The sequence below is a fragment of the Variovorax sp. EBFNA2 genome (assembly GCF_033802765.1).
Lineage (GTDB): Bacteria > Pseudomonadota > Gammaproteobacteria > Burkholderiales > Burkholderiaceae_C > Variovorax > Variovorax paradoxus_H.
This window is the reverse complement of sequence record NZ_CP138496.1, coordinates 3,588,190-3,608,896: the sequence shown is the minus strand read 5'-3', so window position 1 is coordinate 3,608,896 and position 20,707 is coordinate 3,588,190. Positions and strand designations below refer to the sequence as shown.

Below are 20,707 nucleotides of genomic sequence, written 5' to 3'. Positions count from 1 at the left end.
TTTCGGCAGAGAATGCCCATTGCTTCACCTGCTGCAAACGAAACCAATGAACGACGAACTGGAAGCCCGCATCCGCTCGGGCCAGGCCCTGTCCGAATCGATGGGCAACTTCCACGTGACTGGCTGGGACGCCGAGCACAAGACGCTGAAGGCCGCTTTCACCGTGCGGCGCGAGTACTGCCACACGAACGGCACGATCGCCCAGGGCGGCTTCATCACCGCCTGGCTCGACGCCGCCATGGCCCATGCGGTCATGCACGACACCGATCAATCGCAGACGGTCTTCAGCCTGGAGATCAAGGTGAGCTTCTACGAGAAGGTCGGCCCCGGCGAGGGGCGTGTCGAAGGGCGCGTGATCCGGCGCGGCAAGCGCGTGGCGTTTCTTGAAGCGGCGCTCTACAACCCCGATGGGAAGCTGGCTGCGGAGGCCACGTCGACCGGGATACTGGCGAGCCTCTAGCTCTAGGCTAGGCCCGCTCGATCTGGGCCTGTATCTCGCGGATCACCGCTTCCTTTTCCCGGTTGTAGATCTGCGGGTTGGCCGGGTCGATGCCGTGCGCGCGGTCCTTGGCTTCTTCGTACTTCTTGCGCAGGTCCGGGCGCCGGTCGAGGACTGCCATGAACGCCAGCGAGTCCACGTGCACCGGATCGCCGCGATGGCAGATGTGCAGGTTGACGTTGAACCTGCGGCCGCTGTGCAGAACGGCCGCGCAGACATAGGGCTTCTCATCCGTGTCGACCCACACAGGGCGGCGATGAAACCCGATCGCTTCGAATTCCGTCTGGGCCGTGCGCAGGTTTTCTTGGGGCGTGATCGCCGCGATATCCACCATCGGCTTTCCCCGCAAACCGACGATGGCCGTGCTCCCGATGTGCACGAGTTCCAAGCCCCCGAACTGCGCTTGCACATACCGCTGCACCTGCGCGAACACCTCGGCATATGCCGGGTCGTAGGGCAGGATGTGGCGCTGGTCCAGGCCCTCGTCGAAGGCGAGGAGTTTCATCGCACGATGCGCGCCAGCCAGGCCAGCAGCACGGCCACGACTTCGTCGCGGTTGGTCTCGTTCAGCGTCTCGTGGCGCGCACCGCCGAACACGTGGCACGACACATCGTGCAGGCCGGCGTCGCGGTAGCGCTGCACCAGCGGATAGAACCATTCGGCCTTGTTGCTGACCGGGTCCTGGTCGCCGATGAACAGGTACAGCGGCAGCGCGGGGCGGATGCGCGTCTGCATCGCGGCGGGCGTGAGTTCGTCGAGGTTCGCGAACATGGTGCCCATGCCTTCCGCCGACACGGTGAAGCCGCACAGCGGATCGGCGATGTAGGCATCGACCTGCGCCGGGTCGCGGCTGAGCCAGTCGAAGGGCGTGCGCACGTCGGGCAGCGCGGCGTTCATGTCTTCGAGCCGGAAGCCGCTTTGCAGCGCGCCGCCCAGCAGGTCGAGCGCCGAGGTGCCCGACAGCACCGCGCCCGACAGCAGCTCGCTGTGCCGCACGAGGTAGTACTGCGTGGCGAACGAGCCCATGCTGTGGCCGAGGAGGATGAGCGGCAGGCCGGGGTGTTCGGCGCGCGCGTGTCGGCTCAGCAGCGCCATGTCGTCCACGAGGCCTGCGAATCCGCGCGGGCCGAACTCGCCGAGTTCCTTGCGCGCTGCGGCGCCTTCGCCATGGCCGCGATGTTCGTTCGCGTAGACGACGTAGCCGGCCTGCGTGAGCGCGTCGGCCAACGGACGATAGCGCAGCGAATGTTCGCCCATGCCGTGCGCCAGTTGCACGATGCCCCGCGGCGCGGTGCCCTGCCAGCGGTGGGCCTCCACCGGGTAGCCGTCGTTGGCGGTCAGTTCGAAGTGGGTCTCGGTGCTCGGCATGCGGGGTCCTCCAGGAAGTGGATTGGCATCCTAATCGTTGACGGCCCGCAGCATGGCCTTGCGCAGCCACACCTGCGCCGGGTCCTTGTCGGTCACTGCGCGCCAGGCCATCTGCAGTGGGTAGCTCGGGCTGTCGAAGGGCAGGGCCTCGCAACGCAGGCCGCTTTGCGCCGACAGCGCCATCGCCACATGCTCGGGCACCGTGGCCAGCAGGTTGGTGCCGGCGAGCACGGCAGGCAGGCTGCCGAACTGCGGCACCGAGAAGACCACGTCGCGCTGCCGTCCGAGTTCGCCCAGCGTTTCGTCGACGGTGCCGCAGAGGTCGCCGGCGTAGGTCACGAGAACGTGGCGACGCCGGCAGTAGTCGTCGAGCGAGAGCTTGCCGGGCGCGGTGTCGGCGCGCAGCACAGCGAAGCGCGCGGTGCGGACCTTGCGCACCTTCGCATCGGCGGGCAGGTCTTTCAGGAACGACATCACCGCGCTGACGCGGCCCTGGTCGAGATAGCGCATGGCGTTGCGGTAGCAGACGGTGAGTGTCACCAGCTTGGCGCCGGGCACTTCGGCGCTCAGGGCGCGCAGCAGGCGGGGCAGCATCGCGATCTGCAGGTCGTCGGTCAGGCCGATGCGGAACACCGGCGCGGCGCGCTCGGGTTCGAAGTCGGCCTGCGCGCGGAAGGTGGCCTCGATCTGCGCGAGCGCGGGGCCCAGGCCCTGCATCAGGGCGAGCGCCCGCGCGGTCGGCTCCATCACGCGGCCCTGGCGCACCAGCAGCGGATCGCCGGTGAGTTCGCGCAGCCGCGCCAGCGCATGGCTCACCGCGGGCTGGCCGAGGTTGAGCCGTTCCGCTGCGCGGCTGACATGGCGCTCGCGCATGAGCGCGGCCAGCACGGTGAGCAGGTTCAGGTCGATGCGGTTGAGTTCGATGGGTTTCATCGGGGTACTGGCGTGATCGATGGTGCGCATAGCGACTATCCCTTGAATCGATTTCCTTGATGGCGCTGCGGCCTCTAGATTGAAGCCATCGGTCATTCAAGAAGGAGAGTTTCATGAGCAGGATGGTTCGCTTCCATGCGTTCGGCGGTGCCGAGGTGCTGAAGGTTGAAGAGGTGGCGGTGCCGGCGCCGGGCATTGGTGAAGTGCGCATCGCAGTGCAGGCCATCGGACTGAACCGGGCCGACGCGCTGTGGCGCGAGAAGCTGTACATCGAAGACGCGACGCTGCCGGCCGGGCTGGGCAACGAGGCTGCCGGTGTCATCGAGGCTGTGGGCGAGGGCGTCGAAGGGCTGGGCGTGGGCGACAAGGTCGCTGTGCTGCCGGGGGCGGGCCAGGGGCTGTATCCGACCTACGGCGACCGCATCCTCTTTCCGGCCTCGCATGTGGTGCGGTATCCCGCCAACCTGTCGGCCGCGCAGGCTGCGGGCGCGTACATGGCGTACCTCACGGGCTACTTCCCGATGTTCGAGATGGCGCGGCTGCAGCGCGGTCGGGTGATGCTGGTCACCGGGGCTTCATCGGGCACCGGCATCGCGGCGCTGCAGATGGCGCGCGCAGCGGGCATCGTCGCCATCGCTGTCACGCGTACGGCCGCCAAGCGCGACGCGCTGCGGGAAGCGGGCGCGATGCATGTGGTCGTGACGGACGACGAAGACGTGGTCGCGCGCGTGCTGACGCTCACCGAGGGCCGCGGTGTCGACCTGGTGTACGACGGCGTGGGTGGCGCGCAGGTCGAGCGGCTCGGCGACCTGGTCGCGCATCGCGGGTGGTACGTGTTGTATGGCCTGTCGGGCGGTGCCGAGTTCAGATTTCCGGTGGTGACGCAGTTCCGCAAGAGCTGGCGCTTCCACGTCTACAAGGTGCTGGAGCACACGGGCGCAGCCACCATGGGGTTGCCACGCGACGAGGGCGCGTTGGGTCGCGCGCTGGCCTTCATCGATGCAGGCCTTGCCGATGGCTCGCTGCATGTGCGCATCGACCGGACCTTCGCGCTCGACGAGGTGGTGCAGGCCCACCGCTACCTCGAGCGTGCCGGGCACATCGGCAAGGTCGTGCTCGAGGTCTGAGCGTCGCTCAGGCGGTGGACGTCAGCCGGTACCAGGCCACGCCGTCGTCGGCGATGTCGCACGCGATCTCGCCCCGATGCCGCAGGTAGTTGAGGCAGGCGAGGCTTTCACCGGTCGCCATGCCGAGCAACGGCACGTCGGACTCGGCGATGCTGCGCGCGAAGAGGCTCGTGAACACATCGACCGCGCGCTTGGGCGTTTTCAAGGTGTTGCGCAAGCGGTCGAGCGAGCGCTCCTGCCCGTGCTGCAACCGGTCGATGCGCGCATGCAGGCCGCGGAAGCACTCGTTGTGCGATGGCAGCACCAGCACATCGTCGGGCACTTCGCGCTTGAGCTTGGCGAGCGATGCGAGCCAGTCGGCCATCGGGTCGGCATCGGGCTCCACGGGCGAGACCGACACGTTGGACGAGATGCGCGGCAGGATCTGGTCGCCCGAGATCAGCACCTTCAGGTCGGGGCAGTACAGGCACGCGTGCTCGGGCGAATGGCCGTTGCCGGTGACGACGCGCCAGTCGTGCGCGCCGATGCGCAGCACCTCGCCGTCGCGCAGGCGGCGGAAGCTGTCGGGCAGCGGATGGATGTGCTTGCCGAAGTTGCCGAAGCGCGTGCGGTAGGTCTCGATGGCCGCCTCGCCCCAACCGGCGCGCCGGTAGAAGGCGATGGCGTCGTCGGGGGCTTCGCGGCCGGTGTCGGACACCATCACGCGGCACATGAGGTATTCGGAGCGGGTCATCCACAGTCGCACGCCGAACTTGCGGGTGAGCCAGCCGGCCATGCCGACGTGGTCGGGGTGCATGTGCGTCACGAAAACGCGGGTGAGGCCGCGCGTGTCGGGCGAATGGGCGAAGAGCTCGCGCCACACGGCCGCCGTTTCCTCGGTGCGCACGCCGGTGTCGACCACCGCCCAGCCTTCGCCGTCGTCCAGCGCCCACAGGTTGATGTGGTCGAGCGAGTAGGGCAGCGGCATGCGAATCCAGTGGACGCCCGTGGCGACCTCGATCGACTTGCCGCGTGGCGGAAGCTCCGCAAAGGGATAAACGAGCTTGCCCTTGGCTGCTTGCGCCGACTCTTCCAGACCATCCATCGTGTTCACCTCCAGAGGAGATGAATTGTGCCCTTCGGCCGATGCGGTCAGACGGCTGCGACGATGGCAGCCTCGCTCGCGCCACCGGCCAGCGTCGGCGGCGTGCGAACGATCGAGGTGAGCGCCGGCTCGGCGGGGCGCAGCAGCGAAAGGTCGGGGCGCGGGCGGCGCAGTTGCACGTCGGCAGCGAATGCCTTCTCCATCGCGTGCGCGGCGCCCAGCACCTGGTGGTCGGCGCGGAAGCCGCCCACCACCTGCAGCCCGAAGGGCATGCCCGCATGGTCGACGCCGCAGGGCAGCGTGATCGCCGGATGCGTCGTGAGGGTGACGACATAGGTCAACGCCAGCCAGCGGTAGTAGTTCGCCTGCTTCTCGCCGTTGATGGTGTCCGCATACGGCTGCGTCCACGGAAAGGGCGAGACCGGCGTGGTCGGCGAGAGCACGAGGTCGTAGTCGGCGAAGGTGGACTGGAAGCGCTTGATGAGGCGCGTCTGCTCGGCCTGCGCCCAGGCGCTGTCCAGCAGGCTCATGCGCGCACCCATCTCATAGTTTGCGCGCGGGTTCGGGCCCAGGCTCTGCGGATCGCGCTCGTAGGCGGCGTGCATGCCCGCCACGAAGGCCTCGGCGCGCAGCACGTCGAAGCAGCGGTGCGCATCGCCCAGATCGAAGCGCACTTCGTCGCAGCGGCGGAACAGGTGCCGCATCGACGCGATCTTGCGGCGCATCGTGGCGCGGATGCTGTCGTTCACCGCGCAAGTGCCGAAGTCTTCGGTCCATGCCACGCGAAGCCCGCCGAGGTCGATGTCCATCGGCTTGAGAAAGGACAAGGGGTCCAGCGGGTAGCTCAGCGGATCGCCCGCGTTCATCCCGGCCGAGGCCGCGAGCTGCAGGCAGGCGTCTTCCACGGTGCGACCCATCGGCCCGACCACCGAGATCGGCGTCCAGCCCAGCGGCTTTCGCACGCTGGGCACGACCCCCGGCGAGGGCCGGAAGCCCACCACCCCGCACTTGGCGGCCGGAATGCGCAGCGAGCCGCCGGTGTCGGAGCCGGTGCACACGGGCAGCATGTCGCACGCCAAGGCCGCGGCCGATCCGCCCGAAGAGCCACCCGCATTCAGGTTCGGATCGAAGGGGTTGCCGGTGGCACCCCAGACCTCGTTGCGCGAATTGGCGCCCGCGCCCATCTCGGGCACGTTGGTCTTGCTGGCCACGATGGCACCGGCCTTGCGAAGGCGTGCGACCAGCTCGATGTCTTCCTGCGGCACGTGGTCGCGGTAGATCGGCGAACCCCATGTGGTGAGCAGGCCCTCGGTCGGCTCCAGGTCCTTCACGCCCAGGGGCAAGCCGTGCAGCAGCCCGAGCGGCTCGCCCTGCATCACGGCGGTTTCGGCGGCGGCGGCTTCCGATCGCGCGCGGTCGAAGCAGGTCGCGGTCACCGCATTGACGAAGGGATTCGTCTGCGCGATGCGCGCGATGCAGGCTTCGAGCAATTCGACGGGCGAGATCGCCTTGCTGCCGATGAGGCGGCGCAGTTCGACGGCGGAGTGTTCGACGAGTTCGTTGGGTGTGGACATCGCGAGGGGCTATGGATCAATCGGCGGTGATGTTGGCGCGGGCAGCAACGGCGCGCATCACAGGCAGTTCCCGGTGGATGAGCTCGCTGGCCGCCGCGGCATTGCTGTAGACCGGCTCCAGCCCCTGGGCGCTCAGCCTGGCCCGCGTGTCCGGATCGGCCATGGTCGCGGCGAGCGCCTTCTCGAGCCGGCTCTTCGCCTCGGCGGGCAGGCCGCGCGGTGCGGCGAGGATCAGCCAGGAGTCCATGTCGATGTCGGGATAGCCGCTCTCGGCGAGGCTGGGCACGTCGGGCAGCAGCGTGGAGCGCTTGGCCGTCGTCACCGCGATGGCCTTGATCTTGCCGCTCTTGAGTTGCGGGATGGCGGCGCTCACGGTGTCGACGCTGAACGCGACCTGCCCGCCCATCAGGTCCGTCATGGCCGGCGCGCTGCCCTTGTAGGGCACGTGCGTCATCTTCAGGCCGGCCGCATGCAGGATGCTCTCGCCGACGAAATGCGAGGTCGTGCCGGTGCCGTAGGAGGCGTAGGAATACGTGCCGGGCGAGGCCTTCACGTAGTCCACGAACTGCTTGACGGTCTTCACCGGCACCTCGCTGTTGGCCAGGAGGATGAGCGCAAGCCGCCCGGCAATGCCGATCGGCTCGAAGCCCTTGACCGGGTCGTACGGCAGGTTGGGGCGGATGGCGGGGTTGACGGTGAAGGTTGTGCCCGAGCTCACGAGCAGCGTGTAGCCGTCGGGCACCGCCTTCGAGACATAGGTGGCGCCGATGAGCGTGCCGGCACCGGCGCGGTTCTCGATGACGACGGGCTGGCCCAGCTCCTTGGCGAGGCGCTGGCCGATGATCCGGCCGTTCACGTCCGTGGCGCCGCCCGGCGGAAACGGAATCACGAGCGTGACCGGCCGCGACGGGAAAACCGGCTCCGCGGCGAAGGCGGCCAGCGAGGCAAGACCGAGGCAAGAGACCAGCGCGATGCGGGCCAGTGCAAAGAGACGTTTCATGGATGGTGCTCCTGTGAAATTCCATCGTAGGAGCGGACTTCGGCTGCCACAAGCGCAATGTTTAGAATCATTCGTTGCCGAATCGGCAATCGACGCGATGCGTTGGCCATCGTGCAGCCCGGAGGAATCCATGCGACTTCAAGCCCTGCAGGAGCCGGCCGTCCGGTACTTTCTCGAGGTCGTGAAAAGCGGCTCGGTGAAGGAAGCGGCGCTCAGGCTCAACGTTGCGCCCTCGGCGGTGAGCCGGCAGGTGGCGCGCCTGGAACGCGAACTCGACACGCTGCTGTTCGACCGCCACGCGCGCGGCATGGTGCCCAATGCGGCCGGCGAACTGCTGGCCGCGCATGCCAAGCGGACGCAGCAGGACATCGAACGGGTGGCGAGCGACATCGCCGGGCTGCGCGGCCTGCGCAGCGGGCATGTGCGCGTGGTGAGCACCGAGGGCTTCGCCTTCGACTTCCTGCCCACGCTGATCTCGCGCTTTCGCGAGAAGTACGAAGGCATCCGCTTTCACCTGGAAGTCAGCACGCCGACCGACATCCCGCGCCGCATCCGCGACGGCGAAGCCGATGTGGGCATGACACTGAGCGCGCTGCCCGAGCCCGGCATCAAGGTCGAGCTGCGGCATCCCAGCCCGATCTTCGCGGTGATGGCGAAGGGGCATCCGCTGGCGGCGCAGCGGCAGTTGTCGCTGCGCCAGGTGGTGGGCTATCCGTTGGGGTTGCCGCCGGAGGGCAGCTCGATCCGGCAGCTGCTGGACATCAGCTGCGGCCGGCAGGGCCTGCAGTATGTGCAGGCCATGTCCAGCAACCATGCGAATGCGCTGGTGAGCTTCGCGGCCGCGGGCGGCGGCAGCATCGCCTTCTATGGCGCGCTGTCGATCCGCACGCTGCTCAAGACACGGGCGCTGGTCGCGATTCCGCTGAAGGACAGGGAAATGAACGAGCGCCACCTCGAGGTCGAGACCCTGGCGGGGCGCTCGCTGCCCGATGCGGGCAGGGCGTTCGTGCGGTTCCTGACGGAGGCGATCGAAGAGACCGCCTGAACGGCCTGAAGGGGCCCGTGTGCCTGCTTACTTGCGGCGGTTGCGAGCGGCCGGTGCCGAGGTTTGCGACGGCGCCGCGCCGCCGTCCACGCCCAGCCGGCCGCCGCCGCCGAGGCCTTGGCCGCGCACCGTCTGCGCCTTGTAGTTGCGCAGCGAACGGACCATCTGGTTGAAGGCGTCCATGAACGCCGCCGCGATCACTTTGCCCTGCGCGGTGTTGGTGTAGCCGCCGATGCCGCCGGCGCCGCTGCGGCCACCGAGGCCGCCGAAGCCCGCGAAATCGGTCTTGGAGGCGCTGCCTTCCGAGGCCGCGACCTGCACGCCCGAGCGGTTGTCGATGAGCGTCAGCAGCGCGCTGGCTTCCTTGGTCTGCAGGCTGGCGCCGACGGCCGCGATGGCCCGGCCACGGCCGCCGCCCACGAGGCCACCGAGCGCGCCACCGAGGCCGCCAGCATCGTTGTTGCTGAACACGATCTCGGGCGACAGGCCGTAGTCGGACGCCACCATCTGGCCGCGGCCGAAGTTGCTGCCGCCGCGCATCTCGCCCGATTGCATCAGCGCGCGCTCGCGCGTCATGGCGTTCATGCCGGCCGCGCCGCGCTCCACCACCACGAAGCAGTTCGACTGCTGCACCAGCAGGCGCAGCAGGTTGGCCGTGGGCGGCAGGCGGTATTCACCCGTGAGGATGGTGTACCAGCCGGCGTTGACGTTCTCGATCAGCGAGACGGTGCCCAGCGGCGAGTCGCAGCGCTCGAGCTGGCTGCTCTCGCCCGAAGTGGCGCCACCGGCGGCACTGCCCGTGGCCGTGGTCTTGGCCGACGGGGCGCCCATCTGCATGTCCATGGTCTGGCAACCGGAAAGTGCCAGCAGGCCCGCGAGTGCGCTGGCGAGAGAGAGTTTGGAAAAAGGCATGTCCCTGTCCGTCATCAAATGAAAACAATGTGGCGCCCCGATCCACCGGCAGGCGCCGCGCCCGCGCGACGATACGGGCCGCCCGATGCGGCAGCCAGTGTCGAAAGTCACAGTCAGGAACATTCGTGGCACTTCTTGGGTGCTTGGTTACAGTCCGGACTCCATTCGCAGGAGTTTTCAGATGGCCACAAAGAAGAGGAATGTCGTGGGAGAAGCCGCCGTCGAGCTGACGACGCAGCAGGTGGCGCAGGCCTTGGCCATTGCCGGGGCGTCGGGCTACAGCGGCAGCGCCGATCCGTCGTTCGTGGGTGCGGTGCTGGTGGCGCTGGCGGTCAACACGAGTTCCGTCAGCGCGACCATCGACAGCGCGAAGAGCAGGGGCCCCGGCGTCGCGGGCGTTCTGCAGCACTGACCGGCCGGCGGGACGCCGGCCTTCGACCTGAACCGGTGCACTGTCAGCTCGTGTAGTCGCCGCTGGCTTCGGGCTGGAACAGCACAGCGATCACGCGCGCGCTGTGTTCGCCGCCGCCGGGCGTCTTCCAGTGCGCAACCGCGCCGGTCTTCTGGCCGAGCAGGCCGATGCCGACGGGCGAAAACACCGAGATGTAGCCCGTGGTCGGGTTCGCGTCGGCGGGATAGCAGATCACGATCTTCTGCCGCTGTCCGGCGGGCAGTTCCTCGATTTCCACCTGCGTGTACATCGTCACGATGTCCGAGGGCATTTCGCGCGAGGGAAGGATGTCGGCCGTGTCGAGCAGATCGGACAGGGCCGGGGGAAGAGGCGCGTCCGCGAATTTGCTGAGACGGACGTAATCGAGTTCGGTGAGCGTGCGCTCCCCGTGAACGGTTGAAAGCATGAAGCACTCCAGATGAACGCAACCCGCCTTCGAAACAGACAGGGTCGCTACCGCGCGGTGTGGTGCCCGGCGGTCAAGGTGTGCGCATCAAGAAGAAGGTAGCGGACCGCCGGGCTCAGGAATGTGCGGACGTGCGTCGGAGGACCGACGTGGTCGCCGCCGCGACGACGCCCACACGACGACCGGCCGCTGCCATGGGCAGGGCTGCGCGTGCAGGGTGTAGACGGGGCGAAGAGGAGGCCATGGGGCGCGAGTGTAGGTGATTCTGGCCAGATTGGCCAATTGTGGCCCTACTGGTCCGCCGTCGCACCGCCACGGAAATCCGCCATCTGCTGGAAAGCATGAATGCAGAGTTGTCGGCGGATCCGCTGGGAAAGCATGGCTCGGCGGTTGGGAGCCTGTTTTTTTACGCCGGAGAAGCGTCAGTCGCAAACGGCTTGGGTTCTCGCTTTTCAATGAATTGAATGTGCTGGTGTGGTTGGTTTTCTTCTTTCAAATAAAACCATTTGATTGGATTTAAGAATTGAGGAATAAAAAATCAACGAAAAATAGAAATTGATTCTTGTTGGAAATAGATCATTCGAAAATTCACACTTCTTCTCAAATGAAAGCGAATCTCAACAAATGCAGCCGTCAAATCCCTCTTGTACTCAGTAGTTTGCGATTGGAGCGAATTGTTCGCATTGGCATGTAAGTGAAAGGGTTGTCGCCAATTAACTAAAAAAGAGTGAAAAACCATTGATCAGTGTGCGATCAATATTTCTCGTTTTCGGGGTTTCTCATGTTTTGACGGTTGTAATGAAAGGCTAATGGCGCAAGAATTCGGCACGCAAGAGTTTGTCGATTCAATGGTGTCAAGCAAATGAGAAATCATCTGTTTACGTGTGATGAGCTGGTTTCTGTTGCGGGCAATTGCGATGTGATTGTTGAATATTGTTAATTAAGGGATTTTTGAATGACAGCATCCACATGGATTGGGCTTCCGGCAACGGCGCGAGGCGACCGGGGCGGGGTTCGTCGGATGGTCCGGGCAGGGCTGGGCCTTCTTGCCGCAGGGGGAGTGGCTGTGGCTTTGGCACAACCTGCGGCATCGGTGGAAGCTCCACGGGCACCAGCCACCACAAAGGCCGTGACTGTGGCGTTGACCCAATCGAAGGTCGTCAAGGGGCCGGACGGCAACGAGCAGTTCCAGGACGCGGCGACGATCAAACCGGGCGACGTCATCGAATACAAGGCTACCTATACCAACAACACCGGCAAACCGGTGAAAGGCCTGGTGGCCGATCTGCCGATTCCCGAAGGGCTCGAGTACCTGCCACGCAGCGCCAAGCCGGGTGCGAGCCTCGTGAAAGCCGCCACCAAGACAGCCGTTTTCGAAACCGAGCCGCTCGTTCGCAAATTGCCCGATGGCAAAACTGAGCCTGTTCCCTACAACGAATACCGCATGTTGCGCTGGAGCCTGGGCCAATTGCCCGCCAACGGCAGCGCAGCTGTGAGCGCGCGCGCCAAGGTCGAAGCCGTCGCACCGCCGACGGCAGCACCTGCGCCCACCACGCCGCCCCCGCGCGGCAAGTAAATAAAGGCCGCGCCGCACCTCGCGCATTGCGCGAGGCGAGGGCGCCAGCCTTTCCCCCGATCTCCGTTTTCGAGTGCCAGTCGGCAGGTACGCGTTCGCCCAACCAGTTCTATACCGTGGCCATCACCGTGTCGAACACCGCGACCACGGCGCCGATCACGCTGGCGGACACCTTGCCCGCGGGCATCACCCTGGCCGGCCCGCCGACCCTGATCGCAGGGACGAGCACCGGAGTGGTCCTGAGTGCATGCGCTGCAGCGGGCTCCAGCGCGACGGGGTGCAGCATCGGCACCGGCGTCACGCCGGGGAATTTTTCCGTCAAGATTCCCGTCAACGTCGCCGCACTGGCCGCGGGGGTCACCGGCGGCACGAACACAGTCAACCTCGGCGGTGGTGGAGACCCGGCGTGCACGAACGCAAGCGCAGAGGCCTGCGACGCCACCACACCGGCGACGCGGGTGATATCGGATGTTCCATGGGTCAGGATCATCAAGCAGGTGATCAGCGGGGCCGGGAGCAATCAGTTCAGCTTCGCGTTGTCCGGTTTGAGCCAGTTCAGCGACTCCGTCACTGTGGCGGGGGCGACAACCGCAACGGGCTCGCTCACGATCACCGGGGCGGTGGGTGTGGGGGCCAGCATCACGGAATCCTCTCCCGCGGGGTGGCCCGCGAATCCGGTGAGCGCCAGTTGCGTCGACGCTGCGAGCGCCACGCCGACGGCTGCTTTCGGCACGCTGACGGGGAACGTCCTCACGATTCCCGCCAGTCGCATGGTGGCAGGGGCCGACATTCAATGCACGTTCGTCAACAGCGCAGGCTTCGCGGTGAACTGAGCAGGCGCCTGTGGGGGCCAGCATCACGGAATCCTCTCCCGCGGGGTGGCCCGCGAATCCGGTGAGCGCCAGTTGCGTCGACGCTGCGAGCGCCACGCCGACGGCTGCTTTTGGCACGCTGACGGGAAACGTCCTCACGATTCCCGCCAGTCGCATGGTGGCAGGGGCCGACATTCAATGCACGTTCGTCAACAGCGCAGGCTTCGCGGTGACGGGGCGGGTCTTCGACGACAACGGCTGGGGTTCGGGCGTGCCGAACGACGGGCTGCTCAATGGCGGCGAAAAGGGACTGGGGGGCGTGGCCGTGCGGCTGACGAACTGCGCGGCGGTCGTTCTTTCGAGCGCCACGACGGATGGCCTGGGCAACTACAGCCTGCCCGTGCCGCTTTCGACGGCCATGGGCGCGGCCTTGTGCGTCGAAGAGTCAACGCCGGCCGGCCACCTTTCGACGGGAGCCTCTGTCGGCCCCACGCAGTTGCCCTCGGGTGCCAGCATCGGCGGCGGCGGCAAGACCTACACCTACACGCGGGCGCCGGCGGGCACCGCGGATCGCATCGCGTTCACCTGGAATGGCACGAGCAGTAGCGGCTTGAACTTCGGCGATGTTCCCTTCAACACCTTCGGTGCGGACAGCGTCAAGAGCGGAATGTCCGGCGCCAACGTCAACCACCCGCACATCTTCACGGCGCAAACGGGCGGTTCGATGAGCTTCGACATTGCCAGCCAGGTGGCCACGCCGCCAATGGCCGGCTGGAGTTCCAGGGTGCTTGCCGACCCCGGGTGCACCGGCGTGCCGCAAGCCGGCGCAGCAGTGCTGTATCCGCCCGCGGTGGCAATGACCACGACGGCGGGACAAAACGTCTGCGTCGTGTTGCAGACCTTCGTTCCGGGCAATGCAATGGACGGCGATCGCAACAACGCGACGGTGCAGGCCAACTTCGTGTTCACGAATGCGTCGCCTGGCCTGAACGCGAGCTATACGGTGCACGACACCACGACGGTGTCGAGCATGGCGCTGGAGCTCAAGAAGGAAGTGCGCAATGTGACGAAGGGCGGCACCTTCGGACTCAACAACGAGGCCAGGTCGGGCGAGACGCTGGAGTACCGCATCACCTACACCAACAACGGCGCGACACCGATCAGCGGCCTGACGGTGAACGATGCGACGCCGGTCTATACGAGGTTTGCCGGTTCGCAGGAGGACACGACCCCGGCGACGCTGACGGCGTGCGCGAAGAACACGCCCGCCAACGTGGCGCCCGCGCCGCCGGTGGCGTGCGCGGCGACACAGGTGGTCGGTGGTGCGGGGGCGTTGGACTGGAAGTTCACCGGGCAGCTCGCGCCTGGCGGCACGGGCGCGGTCCTCTTCAAGGTGACTGTGAACTGACCGGATGGCCTTCCGAAAAGGAAGGCGCCGCGATCAGCAACGGCCCTTCTTGGCCTGGCCGGGCGGGCAGTGACCGCCGCCACGGTGATCGTCGTCATGGTCGTAGCGGTCGCCGCGGTCATGGTGGTGGCGATCGCTGCGTCGTTCTTCACGGCGCTCGGCGCGGCGCCAGTCGCCTTCACGCCAGCGCCAGCCGCCGTCGGCACGCACCCAGCCACCCGGGGCGTAGGCGTAATCGGGGCGGGCCGCCACGTAATAGCCCGGGCGCCATGCGTAGGCGCGGTCGTTCCATTGCCAATGGCCGGGCACCCAGACCTGGCCGCTGCGCGGTCTCGGTGCGGGTTCGTAACGCGGTGCGGGCGGCGCGACCTGGATCAGGCCGGGCACGTTGATGTTGACGGAGACCTGCGCCACGGCGGGCAAGGTGGCGGCGGCCACGGCGGCGGCCAGAAGAATTCTTGTGAGTTTCATCGTGATGCCCTTTGGTTGTTATGAGTGACTGAGCCCGAACAACGCCCGACCGGCGGAGCGCGTGGACGGGGTTGTCCTGGGTGGGGCCGCAGAAGTTGTTAACAAAGAGGGAGTTTTGCACGCAGAGTGGCGTGTCCGTGTGGGACAGGCCCGCGAGCCGCGAAACGGCGGCCGATGTGTGGCGCAAAAAGCGAAAAGGCCCGTTACCTTGTGAGTAACGGGCCTTCAGCAAATGGTGGCTCCTCGACCTGGGCTCGAACCAGGGACCTACGGATTAACAGTCCGGCGCTCTACCAACTGAGCTATCGAGGAACAAGCCTTCAATTATATTCAATGAATTCGCCGTTCTGAGACGGCGGCGATCATTTTTGATGGGTGAAGCGCGCAGAGCGATTGATTTTTTTCGCGTCTTCCAAGTCTTCGCCCCCGCGTGCTTCGTTCGCGTGGGGCTCCACAAATGAAAAGGCCCGCTACCTTGTGAGTAGCGGGCCATTCAGAGGCCTTGCGGCTTTGTTCTGGCTCCTCGACCTGGGCTCGAACCAGGGACCTACGGATTAACAGTCCGGCGCTCTACCAACTGAGCTATCGAGGAACAAGCCTTAGATTATAGCGTGTTTTTTGGGGCTTCCAAAAACTCCGGGAAGCATCGAGGCGCGAGCGCAACGAATTCGTGGCGGCGAGGCCGTGACGAAGACGAAGCGCCTCGTTCGTATCGTCACATCGCGATGCTCACGCCCAGGCGCAGCGTGCGCGGCGCGCCCGGGAACAGGTAGACGTGGCTGAACTGGTAGGGCGACTCCTTCCAGTAGCGACGGTCGAACAGGTTGTCGACGGCCAGCGTCCAGCTCGTGGCCATGCCGGCCAGCTTGGTGTCGTAGCGCAGCACCGCATCGAGGCGCGTCCACGACGGCAGCCGGATCGAGCCGTCGGGCAGCACGTTGCGGCGGCCTTCGTACGACAGCTGTCCCGCGAGCTCAAGGCCCGGCACCGACGCGAAGCGGTACGCGGCCTGCGCGCGCAGCACCTGCTTGGGCACGTTGGTGGGCGCTTGTCCGTTGAGTTCGGGCGCGGTCGTGCTGCCGCGCCGCTTGGCGTCGATCAGCGCGACGCTGCCGCCCAGGCGCCAGGGGCCGCCGGTCCATTGCGCGCCGGCCTCGAGGCCGCGGTGCACCGCGCGGCCGTCGTTGCGCACCGTGCAGAACTCGCCGCACAGGTCGAGGTTGGTCATCGGGCGCGAGATGTCGAACCACGCGACCTGCCAGTTGAACGCCGCGTCGCCGCCCTTCAGGCCCAGTTCCCACTGGCGCGATTGCAGCGCGGGCAGCGCCTCGCCCGCGTTCGCGTACTGCGAGCTCTTGTTCGGCACGACCTGCGATTCGACGCCCTTGCCCCAGCTCGCATACGCGAGCAGCCCGGGCTGGATCGTGTAGCTGGCCGCGATCCACGGCGTGGTGATGCCGTCGCTATAGCCAGTGGGGCGCGAACCGTCGGTGCGGATGCTGTCGCGCGACAGCCGCGTGTGACGTGCGCCGACCCAGGTCGTGAAGCGGTCGTTCCAGCGGATGGCGTCCTGCACCGACAGCTCGGTCGAGCGCTCGTTGCGGTTTGTGTTGGCGTCGGTCAGCCGCGGGTCGGCCGGCGTCATCGCGGTCGCCCAGATGTTGCCGGTGCCGACGTAGTTGTAGGCCTGGTCCTGGAAGCGGTTGCGCACGCGGCTTTGCAGCAGGCCGAAGCCCAGTTCGTGCCGCACGCTGCCCGTCATCACGTTGCCCTTGAGGTTCAGGCTGCCCGCGGTCTGCGTGCGGCGCTCGTTCTCGCTGCGGAAGTCGTACACGTCGAAGGTGCCATCGGAGCAGTAGCGGTCGTAGTTGCCTTCGGCACCGCAACCGAAGGCGTAGGCCAGCCGGTCGTCGGTCTTCAGGCGCTGCTGGCCGATCTGCGCGCTCCAGCGCCAATCGGCATTCAGTGCCTGGCTGAAGCGCACCGTGCCGGTCAGCGCCTTGAACACCGAGGGCTGCGACCACGGCTGGTTGTTCAGGTTGATGCGCGGGTCGACCGGCGCGGGCAGCGTGTTGCCCAGCAGGCTGTAGCCGTTCTGGCTCGGCTGTGTCTTGCGGCTTTGCTCAACCTCGAATTCGAGCACCGAGTCGCGCGTGATGCGCCAGTCGGCCGCGAGCGAGAAGATGCGGCGGCTGCCGTCGAGGTTGTGCGTGAGCGGGTTGAGCTTTTCGGCGGCCATGTTGAGCCGGTAGCCGAACTGGCGGTTCTCGCCGAAGCGCCCACCGAAGTCGAGTGCGCCGAGCACGCTGCCGCGGCTCGTGGTTTCGAGGCGGACCGTGCGCAGGTCTTGCTCGGTCGGGCGCTTGACCACGTAGTTGACGAGCCCGCCCGGTGCGCTGGTGCCGGCCTGGATGCCGCTGGTGCCGCGCAGGATTTCGATGCGCTCTTTGTTGTCGAGCGGAATCGCCGTCTCGGCGCTGATCGGCAGGCCCTCGCGCCGGTAGTTGAAGCGGTTGTCGAGCACGAAGCCGCGCACCGTGAGGTAGTCCCAGTAGCCGGCCGAGTTGTAGGCGTCGGTGACCGAGGCGTCGAACTGCGTCAGGTCGGCGAGGCGGCGTGCGCCGCTGGTGCGCAGCTGCTGGCTGTCGATGATCGTGGCCGACAGCGGCAGCTCGCGCAGCGGCACGTCACCGAAGCCGCTGATGTCGGCCTGCGGCGCGGCGGCGCCGTCGTTCACGGTGACTTCGGGCAAGGCCTGCGATTGCGCATGCGCGCCGCAGGCACCGAAAGTAAGAAGGGCGGCGGCGAGCGCGCGCGAGAGCGGGGAGTGCGAGAAAAGTCGAGCGTTCATTCTGTGCGTTCAGGGGAAACCGGGGCGGCGTGCATCGCCGTCATCCATTGCGCGGCCGTGGCCTCGGGATCGTCGGCGGCGACCAGCGCGCGCACCACGGCGACCGAGCCGACGCCGGTGGCGAGCACCTCGGGCAGCCGCACGGCATCGACGCCGCCGATGCCCACCTGCGGGTAGCCGCGCAGCAGGCGCGCATAAGCTGCGAGTCGCGCCACGCCCTGCGGCGCGGTCGCCATCCGCTTGAGCGTGGTCGGGTAGATCGCGCCCATCGCGATGTAGCTCGGGCTCACCGCGTCGGCGCGCACCATCTCGGCGTAGCCATGGGTGCTCACGCCGAGCCGCAGGCCGGAAGTGCGCAACTGCTGCAGTTCATCGGGCGACAGCGCGTCGAGGTCTTCCTGCCCGAGATGGATGCCATAGGCCCCGGCCGCGATCGCGACCTGCCAGTGGTCGTTGATGAAGAGCAGCGCCCCCGTGCCGCGCACCGCGTCGACGGCGGCCTGCACTTCGCGTGCAACGGCGGCTGCGTCGTCCGACTTGAAGCGCAGCTGCACTGTCGGCACGCCGGCGCGCGCCATGCGGCCGACCCAGGCGGCATCCGGCAGCACGGCGTAGAGGCCGAGCCGTTCGGGGCAGGGCGGAAAGGCGTCGGCGCGCGCGGTCGGCGGAAACGGGCCCATGCCGAAATCGACCGGCGCATCGGGCCATGCCGATGCGTCGAACTGACTGAGCCGTTCGGTCTGCGCGCGCCACGCGTGGGCAAGGCATTCAGCATCGATCTCGATGAAGCCGAGCCCGGTGCAGGCCTGCTTCGCGCCGCGGTAGACAGCGTCGTCCGACGTGAAGTGCGGCGCGCCGCTCACGGCCGTGGATGTGGCAGCGCCGAAGCGCAGGCCGTGGGTCGCGACGATGGCTTGCGCCACGGCGCGGGCGTTGGAGGTGTCGACGGTGTTCATCGTGTTCACGGTGCGTGGTGCCAGAAGGGCGTGCCGAGCACGGGCGTGCTGGGTTGCGCGGCATCCTGCGCGGCCATCGCGCCGGCGCGATACGCAGTGCGACCGGCCTGCACCGCATCGGCAAAGGCGCCGGCCATCGCGACCGGTTCCTGCGCGAGCGCGACGGCGGTGTTGAGCAGCACGCCGTCGTAGCCCCACTCCATCACCTGGCAGGCATGCGAGGGCAGGCCGAGGCCGGCGTCGACCAGCATCGGCACCTTCAGCCGCTCGCGCAGCAGGCGCAGCGCATACGGGTTGACCGGCCCGCGTCCGGTGCCGATGGGCGCGGCCCACGGCATCACGGCCTGGCAGCCGACATCGACGAGGCGCTGGCACAGCACGAGGTCTTCGGTGCAGTACGGCAGCACATGGAAGCCATCGCGGATCAGCTGAGATGCCGCATCGACGAGGTTCAGCGTGTCGGGCTGCAGCGTGTAGTCGTCGCCGATGAGCTCGAGCTTGATCCACGGCGTGTCGAACAGCTCGCGCGCCATCTGCGCGGTGGCGACCACCTCCTGCACGCTGTGGCAGCCGGCGGTGTTGGGGAGCACCGGCACGCCCAGCTTGCGCAGCAGCTCCCAGAAGCCGTTGCCGAGGTCGCTGTTGCCGGAGCCCTGGTTGGCGGTCTGACGGCGCAGCGAGGCAGTCAGCATCGCGGGCTTGGCGCGCTGCACAGCTGCTTCGAGCACGTCGGGCGACGGGTAGCGCGCGGTGCCCAACAGCAGGCGGCTGTGGAAGGTCTGGCCGTAGAGGACCAGCGGATCGGGATTGGTCATGGGTGTCGTCTCCATCGTCTTGTCTCTGGTGCGTTCGTTCAGCCGCCCGTCACCGGGCGGATCACCTCGACGCGGTCGTCGGCGTGCAGCGGGTGCGTGGCATAGGCCGAGCGCGGCACGAACTCGCGGTTCACCGCCACTGCGAAAGGCGGCACGGCCTGCAGCACGGCGAGCGCGTCGGCGAGCAGCGCGCCCTCGGGCAGCGTGCAGGGCTTGTCGTTGATCAGGATGTTCATCGTTGCAAAGGTCGTCGTCATGCGTCGGGCACGTCCATGCCGAAGTCACGCGCGAGCGTGGAGCGGCCGTGCACCAGCAGCTCCATCGCCGCGTCGAGCAGCGCGGGCGCGATCATGAAACCGTGGCGGTACAGGCCGTTGATCTGCAGCACGCGCGGTTGCGGCTGGCGGATGGCCGGCAGGTTGTCGGGCAGGGTGGGTCGGCATTGCGTCGCGATCTCGACGATGCGCGCTTCGGCAAAACCGCTGTGCACCGCGTAGGCCGCGCTCAACAGCTCGAGCGTGGAGCGCACGCTGGCGGGCGACATGTCGTCCGACTCGATCTCGGTCGCGCCGATCACGAACAGGTGGTCGGGCTTGGGCGCGATGTACAGCGGGTAGCGCGGATGCACGAGGCGCGTGGGGCGCTGCAGCGTGACCTCGGGCGCATGCACGCGGATCACTTCGCCGCGCACGCCGCGCAGTGCGTTCCATTGCGGCTTGGCGCCGAGGCCGCGACAGTCGATCACCCAGTCGGGCTGGCCCGCCGCGCCGGGCGAAAAGTCGGACGGTGCACGCGGCGACTGCCAGTGCAGCGTCACGCGCGCATCGGCTTCGAGCGTGGCGCGCAGCGACGCCAGCAGCGCGCGGTTGTCGAGCTGGCCTTCGCCCGGCAAGTACAGGCCGCGGGCGAAGCGCGTGCCCAGCGAAGGCTCCAGTTCGGCGATGGCGGCGGGGGTGTCGAGTGCCTGCATCGGTGCAAGCTCGGGCACCTGCGCGCCGGTGCGCGCCAGCACGCCCGCGAGCCGCGTGGCTTCGGCGGCATCTTGCCGGTGCCACAGCACCAGCGTGCCTTCGCGCTGGAAGAACACGGGCTGCGCCAGCGGTGCGAGCAGCTCGGGCCAGCGCGACAGCGCGTGCTGGCCCATGCGCACGACCGACACCGGCGCAACGGCCGACTCGGCCAGCGGCGCGAGCATGGCCGCGGCCACGCGTGCGGCTGCGCCTTCGGCTTCGGGGCTGCCTGCTTCGTACAGCGCGACCTTGCAACCCGCCTGCGCGAGCGTGACTGCCATCAGGCGACCCATGAGGCCCGCGCCGAGGATGGCCGCAGATTGGAATGGCACGCTCATGGTCTTTCTCCGCGGCTGTTGCTCCCTCTCCCCTTGGGGAGAGGGCTGGGGTGAGGGCCGACGGCGATGGC

The 20,707-nt window shown here is 67.4% G+C and carries 21 protein-coding genes and 2 tRNA genes; 7 read left to right on the top strand and 16 right to left on the bottom strand.

Annotated features, from left to right (window positions below; translation table 11 throughout):
- Positions 1-46 precede the first annotated feature (46 nt).
- Positions 47-460, top strand: coding sequence for a PaaI family thioesterase (locus RZE79_RS17015; protein WP_056580239.1), 414 nt, complete (start codon positions 47-49; stop codon positions 458-460).
- A gap of 7 nt (positions 461-467) precedes the next feature.
- Here RZE79_RS17015 and RZE79_RS17010 read toward each other — a convergent pair whose 3' ends face one another.
- The 3 genes from RZE79_RS17010 to RZE79_RS17000 are packed head-to-tail and all read right to left on the bottom strand — an operon-like array spanning position 468 to position 2,800.
- Positions 468-1,004 carry a GrpB family protein gene (locus RZE79_RS17010; RefSeq protein ID WP_319355536.1) on the bottom strand — a complete coding sequence of 179 codons (537 nt, stop codon included), beginning with the start codon at positions 1,002-1,004 and terminating at the stop codon, positions 468-470.
- Positions 1,001-1,867, bottom strand: coding sequence for an alpha/beta hydrolase (locus tag RZE79_RS17005; protein ID WP_319355535.1), 867 nt, complete (start codon positions 1,865-1,867; stop codon positions 1,001-1,003). Before RZE79_RS17005 ends, RZE79_RS17010 begins: the two co-directional genes overlap by 4 nt.
- Positions 1,868-1,897: 30 nt before the next feature.
- The gene (locus tag RZE79_RS17000) at positions 1,898-2,800 is read right to left on the bottom strand and encodes a LysR family transcriptional regulator (RefSeq protein WP_319355534.1); all 903 of its coding nucleotides are present in this window, start codon (positions 2,798-2,800) and stop codon (positions 1,898-1,900) included.
- A 113-nt stretch (positions 2,801-2,913) separates the two neighbouring features.
- On the opposite strand from RZE79_RS17000, the gene RZE79_RS16995 reads away from it, so the two are divergent.
- Positions 2,914-3,927: a zinc-dependent alcohol dehydrogenase family protein gene (locus RZE79_RS16995; RefSeq protein WP_319355533.1), complete on the top strand. Its 1,014-nt coding sequence runs from the start codon at positions 2,914-2,916 to the stop codon at positions 3,925-3,927.
- 7 nt (positions 3,928-3,934) lie between these two features.
- Here the strand turns inward: RZE79_RS16995 and RZE79_RS16990 are convergent, their stop codons facing one another.
- Genes RZE79_RS16990 through RZE79_RS16980 form a run of 3 tightly spaced genes read right to left on the bottom strand, consistent with a single transcriptional unit; the run spans position 3,935 to position 7,585 of the window.
- Positions 3,935-5,011: an MBL fold metallo-hydrolase gene (locus RZE79_RS16990; RefSeq protein WP_319355532.1), complete on the bottom strand. Its 1,077-nt coding sequence runs from the start codon at positions 5,009-5,011 to the stop codon at positions 3,935-3,937.
- Positions 5,012-5,058: 47 nt separating this feature from the next.
- Positions 5,059-6,585, bottom strand: coding sequence for an amidase family protein (locus RZE79_RS16985; RefSeq protein WP_319355531.1), 1,527 nt, complete (start codon positions 6,583-6,585; stop codon positions 5,059-5,061).
- 16 nt (positions 6,586-6,601) lie between these two features.
- Positions 6,602-7,585 carry a tripartite tricarboxylate transporter substrate binding protein gene (locus RZE79_RS16980; RefSeq protein WP_319355530.1) on the bottom strand — a complete coding sequence of 328 codons (984 nt, stop codon included), beginning with the start codon at positions 7,583-7,585 and terminating at the stop codon, positions 6,602-6,604.
- A gap of 130 nt (positions 7,586-7,715) precedes the next feature.
- On the opposite strand from RZE79_RS16980, the gene RZE79_RS16975 reads away from it, so the two are divergent.
- Entirely contained in the window at positions 7,716-8,630 is a 915-nt protein-coding gene (locus tag RZE79_RS16975; protein WP_153284020.1) for a LysR family transcriptional regulator, read from the top strand.
- A gap of 27 nt (positions 8,631-8,657) precedes the next feature.
- On the opposite strand, the gene RZE79_RS16970 is transcribed toward RZE79_RS16975, so the two are convergent.
- Entirely contained in the window at positions 8,658-9,542 is an 885-nt protein-coding gene (locus RZE79_RS16970) for a peptidoglycan-binding protein (protein ID WP_319355529.1), read from the bottom strand.
- 181 nt (positions 9,543-9,723) lie between these two features.
- Here RZE79_RS16970 and RZE79_RS16965 point away from each other — a divergent pair, with 181 nt between their 5' ends.
- Positions 9,724-9,954 (top strand): hypothetical protein, encoded by a 231-nt coding sequence (locus RZE79_RS16965; RefSeq protein WP_070060895.1) that lies wholly within the window; start codon positions 9,724-9,726, stop codon positions 9,952-9,954.
- Positions 9,955-9,997: 43 nt separating this feature from the next.
- Here RZE79_RS16965 and RZE79_RS16960 read toward each other — a convergent pair whose 3' ends face one another.
- Positions 9,998-10,399, bottom strand: a complete 402-nt coding sequence (locus RZE79_RS16960; protein ID WP_153284022.1) for a GreA/GreB family elongation factor — start codon at positions 10,397-10,399, stop codon at positions 9,998-10,000.
- A 1,135-nt stretch (positions 10,400-11,534) separates the two neighbouring features.
- Here RZE79_RS16960 and RZE79_RS16955 point away from each other — a divergent pair.
- The 3 genes from RZE79_RS16955 (at position 11,535) to RZE79_RS16945 (ending at position 14,195) form a co-directional block, all read left to right on the top strand.
- Positions 11,535-11,975, top strand: a complete 441-nt coding sequence (locus tag RZE79_RS16955) for a hypothetical protein (protein WP_319355528.1) — start codon at positions 11,535-11,537, stop codon at positions 11,973-11,975.
- A 116-nt stretch (positions 11,976-12,091) separates the two neighbouring features.
- Complete coding sequence (locus RZE79_RS16950) at positions 12,092-12,808, top strand: hypothetical protein (RefSeq protein ID WP_319355527.1); 717 nt, start codon at positions 12,092-12,094, stop codon at positions 12,806-12,808.
- Positions 12,809-12,869: 61 nt separating this feature from the next.
- On the top strand, positions 12,870-14,195 hold the full coding sequence (locus RZE79_RS16945; RefSeq protein ID WP_319355526.1) for a hypothetical protein: 1,326 nt from the start codon (positions 12,870-12,872) through the stop codon (positions 14,193-14,195).
- 33 nt (positions 14,196-14,228) lie between these two features.
- Here the strand turns inward: RZE79_RS16945 and RZE79_RS16940 are convergent, their stop codons facing one another.
- The 8 genes from RZE79_RS16940 to RZE79_RS16905 all read right to left on the bottom strand — a co-directional run bounded on the left by RZE79_RS16940 (position 14,229) and on the right by RZE79_RS16905 (position 20,636).
- Complete coding sequence (locus RZE79_RS16940; RefSeq protein WP_319355525.1) at positions 14,229-14,666, bottom strand: hypothetical protein; 438 nt, start codon at positions 14,664-14,666, stop codon at positions 14,229-14,231.
- 236 nt (positions 14,667-14,902) lie between these two features.
- Positions 14,903-14,978: transfer RNA gene (locus RZE79_RS16935), tRNA-Asn, on the bottom strand.
- Positions 14,979-15,182: 204 nt separating this feature from the next.
- A tRNA-Asn gene (locus RZE79_RS16930) sits at positions 15,183-15,258 on the bottom strand.
- A 123-nt stretch (positions 15,259-15,381) separates the two neighbouring features.
- A complete protein-coding gene (locus RZE79_RS16925; RefSeq protein WP_319355524.1) occupies positions 15,382-17,517 on the bottom strand; it encodes a TonB-dependent siderophore receptor in 2,136 nt (711 codons plus the stop codon).
- Complete coding sequence (thiE, locus tag RZE79_RS16920) at positions 17,514-18,473, bottom strand: thiamine phosphate synthase (RefSeq protein ID WP_319355523.1); 960 nt, start codon at positions 18,471-18,473, stop codon at positions 17,514-17,516. Before thiE ends, RZE79_RS16925 begins: the two co-directional genes overlap by 4 nt.
- Before the next feature lie 5 nt (positions 18,474-18,478).
- Positions 18,479-19,288: a thiazole synthase gene (locus tag RZE79_RS16915; protein ID WP_180838993.1), complete on the bottom strand. Its 810-nt coding sequence runs from the start codon at positions 19,286-19,288 to the stop codon at positions 18,479-18,481.
- A 38-nt stretch (positions 19,289-19,326) separates the two neighbouring features.
- Entirely contained in the window at positions 19,327-19,524 is a 198-nt protein-coding gene (gene thiS / locus RZE79_RS16910) for a sulfur carrier protein ThiS (RefSeq protein WP_062472460.1), read from the bottom strand.
- A 17-nt stretch (positions 19,525-19,541) separates the two neighbouring features.
- Positions 19,542-20,636, bottom strand: a complete 1,095-nt coding sequence (locus RZE79_RS16905; protein ID WP_319355522.1) for an FAD-dependent oxidoreductase — start codon at positions 20,634-20,636, stop codon at positions 19,542-19,544.
- Positions 20,637-20,707 lie beyond the last annotated feature (71 nt).

Excerpts from the sequence above, each read along its gene's own strand:
- RZE79_RS16925 (WP_319355524.1), bottom strand. The coding sequence starts at position 17,517 with ATGAACGCTCGACTTTTCTCGCACTCCCCGCTCTCGCGCGCGCTCGCC.
- RZE79_RS17005 (WP_319355535.1), bottom strand. The coding sequence starts at position 1,867 with ATGCCGAGCACCGAGACCCACTTCGAACTGACCGCCAACGACGGCTAC.
- RZE79_RS16980 (WP_319355530.1), bottom strand. The coding sequence starts at position 7,585 with ATGAAACGTCTCTTTGCACTGGCCCGCATCGCGCTGGTCTCTTGCCTC.
- RZE79_RS16965 (WP_070060895.1), top strand. The coding sequence starts at position 9,724 with ATGGCCACAAAGAAGAGGAATGTCGTGGGAGAAGCCGCCGTCGAGCTG.
- RZE79_RS16975 (WP_153284020.1), top strand. The coding sequence starts at position 7,716 with ATGCGACTTCAAGCCCTGCAGGAGCCGGCCGTCCGGTACTTTCTCGAG.
- RZE79_RS16970 (WP_319355529.1), bottom strand. The coding sequence starts at position 9,542 with ATGCCTTTTTCCAAACTCTCTCTCGCCAGCGCACTCGCGGGCCTGCTG.
- RZE79_RS16985 (WP_319355531.1), bottom strand. The coding sequence starts at position 6,585 with ATGTCCACACCCAACGAACTCGTCGAACACTCCGCCGTCGAACTGCGC.
- RZE79_RS17010 (WP_319355536.1), bottom strand. The coding sequence starts at position 1,004 with ATGAAACTCCTCGCCTTCGACGAGGGCCTGGACCAGCGCCACATCCTG.
- RZE79_RS17000 (WP_319355534.1), bottom strand. The coding sequence starts at position 2,800 with ATGAAACCCATCGAACTCAACCGCATCGACCTGAACCTGCTCACCGTG.
- thiS (WP_062472460.1), bottom strand. The coding sequence starts at position 19,524 with ATGAACATCCTGATCAACGACAAGCCCTGCACGCTGCCCGAGGGCGCG.
- RZE79_RS17015 (WP_056580239.1), top strand. The coding sequence starts at position 47 with ATGAACGACGAACTGGAAGCCCGCATCCGCTCGGGCCAGGCCCTGTCC.
- RZE79_RS16940 (WP_319355525.1), bottom strand. The coding sequence starts at position 14,666 with ATGAAACTCACAAGAATTCTTCTGGCCGCCGCCGTGGCCGCCGCCACC.
- RZE79_RS16995 (WP_319355533.1), top strand. The coding sequence starts at position 2,914 with ATGAGCAGGATGGTTCGCTTCCATGCGTTCGGCGGTGCCGAGGTGCTG.
- RZE79_RS16960 (WP_153284022.1), bottom strand. The coding sequence starts at position 10,399 with ATGCTTTCAACCGTTCACGGGGAGCGCACGCTCACCGAACTCGATTAC.
- thiE (WP_319355523.1), bottom strand. The coding sequence starts at position 18,473 with ATGAACACCGTCGACACCTCCAACGCCCGCGCCGTGGCGCAAGCCATC.
- RZE79_RS16915 (WP_180838993.1), bottom strand. The coding sequence starts at position 19,288 with ATGACCAATCCCGATCCGCTGGTCCTCTACGGCCAGACCTTCCACAGC.
- RZE79_RS16905 (WP_319355522.1), bottom strand. The coding sequence starts at position 20,636 with ATGAGCGTGCCATTCCAATCTGCGGCCATCCTCGGCGCGGGCCTCATG.
- RZE79_RS16990 (WP_319355532.1), bottom strand. The coding sequence starts at position 5,011 with ATGGATGGTCTGGAAGAGTCGGCGCAAGCAGCCAAGGGCAAGCTCGTT.